This window comes from Acidiphilium sp. AL (genome assembly GCF_025499445.1).
In the GTDB taxonomy this organism is placed as follows: Bacteria; Pseudomonadota; Alphaproteobacteria; order Acetobacterales; family Acetobacteraceae; genus Acidiphilium; species Acidiphilium iwatense.
Genome location: NZ_JAIMBZ010000037.1, coordinates 23,091 through 30,448 on the forward strand (window position 1 = coordinate 23,091; position 7,358 = coordinate 30,448).

Annotated in this window: 10 protein-coding genes; 2 read left to right on the forward strand and 8 right to left on the reverse strand. The window is 63.6% G+C overall.

Going from position 1 to position 7,358, the window contains the following annotated elements:
- Positions 1–37: 37 nt before the first annotated feature.
- From AiwAL_RS16015 to AiwAL_RS16045, 7 genes are all read right to left on the reverse strand, one after another.
- Positions 38–514 (reverse strand): hypothetical protein, encoded by a 477-nt coding sequence (locus tag AiwAL_RS16015; RefSeq protein WP_235705068.1) that lies wholly within the window; start codon positions 512–514, stop codon positions 38–40.
- Positions 511–993 carry a hypothetical protein gene (locus AiwAL_RS16020; protein WP_235705070.1) on the reverse strand — a complete coding sequence of 161 codons (483 nt, stop codon included), beginning with the start codon at positions 991–993 and terminating at the stop codon, positions 511–513. The genes AiwAL_RS16015 and AiwAL_RS16020 overlap by 4 nt, the downstream gene beginning before the upstream one ends.
- Positions 990–3,047, reverse strand: a complete 2,058-nt coding sequence (locus tag AiwAL_RS16025; RefSeq protein WP_262313057.1) for a hypothetical protein — start codon at positions 3,045–3,047, stop codon at positions 990–992. Before AiwAL_RS16025 ends, AiwAL_RS16020 begins: the two co-directional genes overlap by 4 nt.
- Positions 3,044–3,925 carry a toprim domain-containing protein gene (locus AiwAL_RS16030; RefSeq protein ID WP_235705073.1) on the reverse strand — a complete coding sequence of 294 codons (882 nt, stop codon included), beginning with the start codon at positions 3,923–3,925 and terminating at the stop codon, positions 3,044–3,046. The genes AiwAL_RS16025 and AiwAL_RS16030 overlap by 4 nt, the downstream gene beginning before the upstream one ends.
- Positions 3,926–4,293: 368 nt before the next feature.
- Positions 4,294–4,881: a hypothetical protein gene (locus AiwAL_RS16035; protein WP_235705074.1), complete on the reverse strand. Its 588-nt coding sequence runs from the start codon at positions 4,879–4,881 to the stop codon at positions 4,294–4,296.
- The gene (locus AiwAL_RS16040; protein WP_235705076.1) at positions 4,878–5,063 is read right to left on the reverse strand and encodes a hypothetical protein; all 186 of its coding nucleotides are present in this window, start codon (positions 5,061–5,063) and stop codon (positions 4,878–4,880) included. Before AiwAL_RS16040 ends, AiwAL_RS16035 begins: the two co-directional genes overlap by 4 nt.
- 101 nt (positions 5,064–5,164) lie before the next feature.
- Positions 5,165–5,332: a hypothetical protein gene (locus AiwAL_RS16045; RefSeq protein ID WP_235705082.1), complete on the reverse strand. Its 168-nt coding sequence runs from the start codon at positions 5,330–5,332 to the stop codon at positions 5,165–5,167.
- On the opposite strand from AiwAL_RS16045, the gene AiwAL_RS16050 reads away from it, so the two are divergent.
- A complete protein-coding gene (locus AiwAL_RS16050) occupies positions 5,276–5,533 on the forward strand; it encodes a BrnT family toxin (RefSeq protein ID WP_235705081.1) in 258 nt (85 codons plus the stop codon). The two genes, AiwAL_RS16045 and AiwAL_RS16050, sit on opposite strands and share 57 nt — an antisense overlap.
- Complete coding sequence (locus tag AiwAL_RS16055; RefSeq protein ID WP_235705077.1) at positions 5,469–5,747, forward strand: BrnA antitoxin family protein; 279 nt, start codon at positions 5,469–5,471, stop codon at positions 5,745–5,747. Before AiwAL_RS16050 ends, AiwAL_RS16055 begins: the two co-directional genes overlap by 65 nt.
- Before the next feature lie 61 nt (positions 5,748–5,808).
- Here the strand turns inward: AiwAL_RS16055 and AiwAL_RS16060 are convergent, their stop codons facing one another.
- Positions 5,809–7,047 (reverse strand): site-specific integrase, encoded by a 1,239-nt coding sequence (locus AiwAL_RS16060; RefSeq protein ID WP_235705078.1) that lies wholly within the window; start codon positions 7,045–7,047, stop codon positions 5,809–5,811.
- Positions 7,048–7,358: the final 311 nt, after the last annotated feature.

Below are 7,358 nucleotides of genomic sequence, written 5' to 3' on the forward strand. Positions count from 1 at the left end.
GTTTGGTCGTTGCGCGCAACCGGGGGGTTGGGGACGGTCATTGCAAGCCGCTCTGATGAGGATGCGCCGGGTGCGATTGGCCCGGCGGGCAGGCGATGATGAGGCAACCCATGGCGGGCTGAAGGAACGTAATCCAGGCGGGCTGGTGTGTGGAATCGGTCTCGATGAGCACGCTGCGCTGGTGCAGGGCGGCGGCGATGACGATCGTTTCGTAATGCTCGGGCTCGGCGGCGGCGGCGTGGATCATTGCGGCGCGCCCCCAAAAGCGCACGCGCCGAGCACAAGTCCATCCGGCGGGGCCGGTCGAGGTGTAGTCGTCGTCGCCGATCAGGATCACGGCGGGACGGGCCTGGTCATTGAGCAACCGGCTTGGGATGGTCGTATTGCGGCGGGGCTGGATTAGGGTGATGAGGCCGTCGCGGGCGGCGCGGATCAGGGGGAGGCGATGCGGTGCGAGTGTGGCCATGGCGGCGGCGAGGCGGTCCATCTGGTCGCGAGTATACGGCGCGCTCATGTCCGCACGTCCCACCGCCGATCGGCTGGCAGATGGTCGCCAGGATGACACCGGGCGCAGCGCCACCCTTTCGGTGCGGTCGCCTCGCACCACCATTCGTTGCCCTGGCAGTTCCGGCAGTATGCGCCGGGCGTCGGCGCAATGGTGGCATCGGCCCAAGAAACGGGCATCGGGTGTGGCACCACGACGGTGGGGTTGCCATACTCGCCCTCGGCCATGATCGCGGCGCGTTCGGCGCTGGCGTAGGCGGCTTCGTTCGGATCGAGTTCGGCGGGCGGTGGGGACGCAAAATCGTCGTTTCCCTCTCCCCTCGCCTTACAATTTTCGCGGTCGAGCAGCAGCCGGATGATATCGGCCTCATGGGCACGGAGTTCCGCCCTCACGTCATCTGGCAGGCGATCCGCGCCATCGGCCCATATGCGGGGCCGGAGCGTCACTCCGGCCTCGGCGGCGCGCCAGATCAAGGTGGCGGCGCTCATATCCATCCCCCAGGTACTATGTTTTTTTCGGAACCAGTTTGGGTAGGGATTTTTTCGTCCGCACCGTCCGCATCGCCTGCGCCGTTTGTTTTCAATGGGTTACTGCGGACGGTCTGCGGACGGTGCGGACGGTCTGCGGACGGTGCGGACGGTCTGTGGACGGTAGGGTCCGAGCTACCGTCCGCCGAAAAATGGCGGAAATCCGCCATCGCGGACGGTGCGGACGGTGCGGACGGTAATTTCCCTCTATTATCGGCGCTGGAAATTTCGAGCATACGGGTCTTGGCATGGCCTTCACGGTAGCGCTCGATTTCGATGCCGATCGAGCGCAAGAAAGTTGCGGCGCGGGTGACGCGAGCGGAAAGCGCGCGGGCTGATTCCGGCCAAGCTTTGCCCTTGGCCACATTTTCCCCGGCAATTTCCCGAAGCGCTGCAAGAAGATGCTGAGCGCTTCCCGTCCAGGCGGTCCGCGCTTCGCCATCCACCAAGCCCCGGATCGCATTGGCAACCGGATCGTTCTCGATCACGTCATTGATCGCGCTGGCCCGGTTCGCGTCGTGCGCCTCCATGAAGCCGCCGGCCGGCCATAGGGTGCCGTCACCACACGCGGTTGCCCACATGGCAAAATCGGCCATGCGCGGCAGGCGGTTGAGATTGGTTTCGGGGAGCCGCCGCAAGCCAGCCGATACCGCGTCGAGTAGCGCGCCGAGAATTGCAGGCCGGGCAGCGTCCAGATCAGTCGTGACGGCCTTGTCGGTCCGGCGTGCGGTCTCGGGAATCGCAGTCAGTGTCAGGAACAGGCCGCGTTCGGCAAGGTCCGGGCGGCTCACGATATCCTCGATGCCGTTCAAGGCGATCGGGCGCATCGCCTCGAACAAAGTTTCGTCACTGTCGCTGTAAAGCGTGCGCACCGCGAAGCCGCCGCCCGTCGCCAAGCGGCACAAGGTATCGCTGATCCATCCCGGCAGGCCGCTCACGTTGTCGAATGACAGGACGTGCCCGTTATTTGCCGCGATGAACAAGTCTCGATCCTCACGCGGTAGGGAACGGAGCGGCGACGTGTTCGGGTCGATCAGGGAGCGCAGTACGGTAATGAAGGTCGATTTCGCGCTGCCTTGTTCGCCCGCCACGATTAGCACCGGATAGGGTCCGCGCGGGCGGAATGTCGCCAGAAGCCATGCGATCGCCAGGATGAAATCCTGATCGGTGCCCACATTGACCAGTTTGCGAAGCGCATCGAGCGATCCGCCGCGCGTCGGCTCCGGCAGGGCGAGCATACCGGCGGCGCGCCGGAACCTGACCGGCGGTTCGGCAATAATGCGCCATCTATCCGCGTCAATCTCGATCGCCCGCCAGGACTCATCGCCAAGGTCGAGATAGAGCTTGCCGTCATGCTCGCCGATGCGCAGATAGATCGCGCGCTCGGGCGCGTCGTAATGCGCTTTCGCCTCGACCACCGCCAGGGCGGATTGCACGGCGTCGCCGTTCGGTGCGCCGCCGTGTTTTTCATAGAAGGCGCGGCCTAACCAGCGGCGGAATCCTTTGGATTTCACCGGCCAGGTTTCGCGATGACCGGCGATGACAATATCGGCGAACGCGGTCTTGTCGCCGGTATGAAACAAGGCGGCTTCGGCAGCGATTTCAAGCAACAGATCGGCTTGCGTCTGCCGGTCATTGTCGGTGCCGGCGGCGGCGCTGATCGCTTGATCGAGCGCGGAAACCCGGACTTTCGCCGCTTTCAGTGCGGCCCGCAGTGCCTCGAATGCCGCCCGATCATCGGTGCGAAGTTCGGCGAGGGCGTCGAGCACGTCCGGCTTGAACGGCGCGCCCGGATCGGCGGCGCACCGAACGACAAGATCGGCAAGCGGATCGGACGGCTCATAGACGCTGAATCCGCAGTCATTATGTTCCGATTCCGCACCGTTCTCACTCGCACCTTTTCTAGCAGTTTGCGCTTGTAACTCGGCCGGTTTTGCGTCCGCATCGCCGATTTCAAATGCCTCACCGGACAGGGCGGCAGCCGGCTTCTGAGCGGCAATGGCAATCTGGGTCATTGGGCGCCCCTTTTGTTCATCAGGTCCGCGAGTAGATCGGCGAAGTCGCTGCCCTCGCCGTGTGGAAGTACCAATCGCACCGCGCGCCCCTCCCTTCGCCATCTCCGGCAGGCGTCTTGCGCGGCCTCGATGCCGGGCTTGTCGTGATCGGCGGCGATAACTACCGATCGCACGTCCGGCGGTAGCACCAGACCCTTTGCCAGATTGCCGGCGGCGATCGCGGACCATGAGGGCAAATTGAGCAGGATGCCGGCGGCGAGTGCGGTTTCCGGTCCTTCGGCAATCACGACCTCGGGGCCGGTCCCGAACCTGATCGCGCCGCCCCAAATCGGCCCCTTGGCGGCTTTAGACGGCATAGTGTTCGCCTTGGTGCCGTCCGGGCGCACATAGATGCGATGAATCGCGATCAGTTCGCCTTGCACGCCATCAACGCGGCAGATCAGCGCGGGATACCGGCGGCGATCGGGATGCGGTGTATCGCGCCGATAGCGCAGCGCGGAATTGCCGATGGCGATTTCCAGGCGACGGCTCGCCAGATATCGGCCAGCCGGATCATCGTGCCGAGCCGGCACGCTGCCATTCCAGATCGTGGCGGCGGCATCGCGCGCCTTCCGCTTCGCCTCGGCCGCCCTGTGCGCCTCGGCGCCGTCATCATCGTGCCGAGCCGGAAGCTGACCGGCTCCAGCGGCCTCCAGCGTGGCGGCGAGCGCAGCGCGGTCCTGACACGCCGCACACCAAAAGAGTAGTTTTCCGTGTGTGCCGATCGTGACGCTGAAGGCGCCCGATCCGTAGCCGCAGGCCGGGCACCGTCCGCGCCATTCCCGGCCGAATCGATGGAGATTGAGGCGAGCGGCGATCGCTTTAATTTTGTCAGGCACGGGCGCCGGGCCTTTCACGGCATGCTGGCGCGGCTGGGGCGAACCGGGCGGGGTGGCCGCTTATAATTATTAGCGGGCGGTAATGAATTAACGAATGCTTTAAGCGATTCGCCCGAAACGACCACACTACCGCCGAGTCTGTGGCATTCAAAAGCGCCCGATTTCACGAGTGCCCAGAATTTAGTGTTCCGACAGCCAAGAAGGTGCATGACTTCATGACTGCGATATAAGCGATCGGGATTGATGGTGGTAGGCGTCATAGCGGTGTTCCTTTCCATTCCAAAGATTTCGCAGGAATACAAACCGCGCCAAAAGTTAGAAAATTGTTTTCTAACGCTTCGTGAAAACTGAGTGCGGCGCAGCATATTTCATAAACGCGGGGGCGTTTTGTGATGATGCCGCCGCTCGAATCGAATCAGTGAAATGAAAAAGGTGGCCGCTGCGGCGTTATTGTTTTGGTTCGCTTCGGTTCGTGGAATGAGTTTCCAAGCCTCGACCAGCACGCGGATATCTGGCCCGCCGCCTATGTTGCGTGTGTTGCGTGAAAATCGCAGCTTGCGTCCGAGTTGGTGTTCGAGTTCGGCGATCAGCGCGCGGCTGATGAGGGTTTTCCGAACATTGCGCGGCAATCCGGGAACGTGCCGGCGGCGATCCTCATAGATAAGCGGTTTTTCCCAAAGCGTGGCAGCGTCGAATGATGCTTTTGGCTGACCAAGCTTGCGGCGCGTGCGGTCGAAGCGTTCGGTGACTTTGACAAGGCGGATTTCGCTTTCTCGATGGTTCGTGCGGACCGCATCAAAAAAACGCGCGTTCCACTGAAAATCGGCATCCGCCAACTCGGCGGCGGCGATCAATGATGCAGCGATCTCCGCCCGGCGGGCGGCAGCGATGCTGTGGAGTTTCGAGAGGGCGGCAATCAACGGCGCGCGGTTTCCATGCCGGACCTTGCGCGTCATGGGCTGGCCTCATCCAGCGCCGTGGCGGCGGCATCGAGCAGGCGGCCGAGCAGCGCGAGCACTGGCGGCGCGGCTGGCCGTCCGGTGCGGGCAAGATCGGTGAGGATTGCCCCGATGGCTTGCACGTCCGCGATGGCGCTTTCCGGCGGCGGTGTGATAGGCTGACAGTCGGTCCCGGTCATGGGTTTGGACTTCTCAGGTTCCGGGATCACCGGCGGCGGGTGTGTCCACACCCGTCGCCATCCCTTTCAAGCCCGGAGCCGCCGGGCGCGGTCAGTTCGCTTCAATCCGTATCTATTCGCAGCAATGCGCGATCAGGCTTGAAGCGAGCATTTTTTGTAGCTACATTAAATCGGTGAGGATCACTTTCGATCCGGCCAAGCGCGCCGCCACGATCGAGCAACGCGGGCTTGATTTCGCCGATGCAGCCAAGCTGTTCGATGGTCGCCATGTCACGGCACCGGATGACCGGCGGGACTATGGCGAGCGGCGTTTCATCACGGCGGGATATCTCGCCGGCCGGATGGTGGTGATCGTGTGGACGCCTCGCGATGGAACGCGGCGCGTCATTTCGATGAGGTATGCCCATGCCCAGGAAGCCGAACGCTGGCAGCGAACCATGGATCGACCCGGACGCCGCGCCGGAGCTTGACGATGCGTTCTTTGAACGTGCCGCCCTGTATGACGGGCCGAAACTGATCCGGCGCGGCCGTCCGCCCGCCGCCGCACCGAAACAACAGGTCACGTTGCGGCTCGATCGCGAGGTTGTTGCCAAGCTGAAAGCCTCGGGGCCGCGCTGGCAGACGCGCGCCAATGACGCCTTGAAGCGATGGCTTGACCGGCAAGAGCATCGCCGCGCCGGGTGATCGCTCGCCACAGTGTCAACTGTGTCAACAGTGTCACTTGGGTATGGGATGGCGATAGGGCTCATGCGCGGGCCTTGCGGATCGGCGTCACGGCGCTGTCAGCCGGGCGCGCCAGGTAATCGGCCCAATCCTGCATGAGCCGGGCGCGCCGTTCGATGAGGTCCGAACGCTGATAGGCCGCTTCCACCTTGTCGCGGTTCACATGGGCGAGCGCGGCTTCGGCGATCTCTGATGCGTAGCTTGTTTGTTCGGCGCACCAATCCCTGAACGATGACCGACACCCGTGAACGGTCGCGGACCCGCCACCGGCTGCTTTCAGGGCGTTGCTCAGGCTGACATCGGACAAGGGCGAGCCGATCCTGCCACCCGGAAAAATAAAGGCGTCAGGCGCACGCTGTAGTGGCGCCACGGCCCGCAGAACCGCCAGGACGGCATTCGATAGCGGGACGCGGTGCGGCCTGCCAGCCTTCATCCGCTCGCCCGGTATGGTCCAGGTCCGGGCATCGAGGTCTATCTCATTCCATCGCGCCCCGCGCGCCTCGCCGGAGCGGGCAGCGGTCAGGATCACGAATTGCAGGGCGAGCGCGGACATGGATTGCGCCTCGGCCAGTTTTGCCAGGACGGCGGGAAGCTCCGCATACGGCACGGCGGCATGGTGCTGCACCCGCGCTACCTTGGCGCGGGCGGGCAAGAGATGGTCCAGGTTCCCCTTCCATGCGGCGGGATTCTCGCCAGAACGCCACCCTTGCGCCTTGGCGTAATCGAGCACGGATTCGATGCGGCCCCGCACCCGCGATGCGGTTTCGGGTTTTTCCGTCCATAAGCCGTCCAGCAGGTCCAGCACGTCGCCTGTCGTGATGCTGGCAACCGGCTTCCCGCCGATCGCCGGATAGGCATAGGCGGCGAGCGTCGCGGCCCATTGCGCGGCGTGCTTGGCGTTGCGCCATCCGGCGGCATGAGCGGCAATGTATTTCTCGGCAACCGCCTCGAATGTCCGATCCGCCTCGGCCTTGCGCGCGGCCTTGGCGGCTTGGCGCTCTAATCGAGGGTCAATGCCCGCCCGCACCTTCAACCGCAGTTCACGGGCCATCTCGCGGGCTTGGGCGAGGCTGATATCGCGCTCCTGCCCGATGACGAACCATGCAGGCTTGCCCGATCCGGGCATGGTGAACCGGAACACCCAGAGCCGCCGGCCATCCTCGATCCGCAGGTAGAGGCCACGCCCGTCGATGTAGAAGCCATTGGCGGTGATGCGCCTGACCGCCAATGCCGTCAGCTTGTTTTCGACAATCTTGGGCATCGGTTCATCTCCCAAACCCGAATCGATGGGCAACGGGATACGTATAATGTGCGGACCGGAGCGAACGCAAGCGAATTGATGCGGAGACAGATATCAGCCTATAGACTAAGGGATTTCAGACTGTCCCGGATGCGCTTGAACCGCCGCGAAGGTCATTAAGGCGGACACCCTATCCGCCAGACCCCGGTTGCCCCTTGTCGATCACCATCGAAAAATCCCTTGAAATCCCTTGTTTTCTGAGCCTATCGTGTGGCTGTTCATCGGCTCCGATGGGCGGCAAGCGCGATGGAAGGCGGGGTAGAATGCGGGGT

Excerpts from the sequence above, each read along its gene's own strand:
- AiwAL_RS16055 (WP_235705077.1), top strand. The coding sequence starts at position 5,469 with ATGCCCAGGAAGCCGAACGCTGGCAGCGAACCATGGATCGACCCGGAC.
- AiwAL_RS16035 (WP_235705074.1), bottom strand. The coding sequence starts at position 4,881 with ATGACGCGCAAGGTCCGGCATGGAAACCGCGCGCCGTTGATTGCCGCC.
- AiwAL_RS16025 (WP_262313057.1), bottom strand. The coding sequence starts at position 3,047 with ATGACCCAGATTGCCATTGCCGCTCAGAAGCCGGCTGCCGCCCTGTCC.
- AiwAL_RS16015 (WP_235705068.1), bottom strand. The coding sequence starts at position 514 with ATGAGCGCGCCGTATACTCGCGACCAGATGGACCGCCTCGCCGCCGCC.
- AiwAL_RS16045 (WP_235705082.1), bottom strand. The coding sequence starts at position 5,332 with ATGGCGACCATCGAACAGCTTGGCTGCATCGGCGAAATCAAGCCCGCG.
- AiwAL_RS16060 (WP_235705078.1), bottom strand. The coding sequence starts at position 7,047 with ATGCCCAAGATTGTCGAAAACAAGCTGACGGCATTGGCGGTCAGGCGC.
- AiwAL_RS16020 (WP_235705070.1), bottom strand. The coding sequence starts at position 993 with ATGAGCGCCGCCACCTTGATCTGGCGCGCCGCCGAGGCCGGAGTGACG.
- AiwAL_RS16040 (WP_235705076.1), bottom strand. The coding sequence starts at position 5,063 with ATGACCGGGACCGACTGTCAGCCTATCACACCGCCGCCGGAAAGCGCC.